Here is a 258-nt window from a genome sequence, read left to right as displayed (position 1 = left end):
CCGCTGCACACGGTGGGCAGGCAGATCGAAGAAGCGATCCTGCTGCACTGGAAAGTGAGCAAGGCGCAGGCCAAGGAACGGGCGATCGCGATGCTGAAAGCGGTGGGCATGCCGCGCGCGGAGGAGATCTACGGGGAGTACCCGCACCAGCTCTCCGGGGGGATGCGGCAGCGCGTGATGATCGCGATGGCGATGGCGTGCGACCCCAAGCTGATCATCGCTGACGAGCCGACGACGGCCCTGGACGTGACGATCCAG

General features: G+C 66.3%; 1 protein-coding gene. It reads left to right on the top strand.

Going from position 1 to position 258, the window contains the following annotated elements:
* A partial coding sequence (locus tag LD028_RS09155) for an ATP-binding cassette domain-containing protein (RefSeq protein WP_237811632.1) occupies window positions 1-258 on the top strand: 258 nt, incomplete at both ends.

Origin of the sequence: Anoxybacillus sp. LAT27, assembly GCF_022030075.1 — a bacterium.
Taxonomy (GTDB): domain Bacteria; phylum Bacillota; class Bacilli; order Bacillales; family Anoxybacillaceae; genus Anoxybacillus; species Anoxybacillus kestanbolensis.
This window is presented reverse-complemented; position numbering and strand designations above follow the sequence as displayed.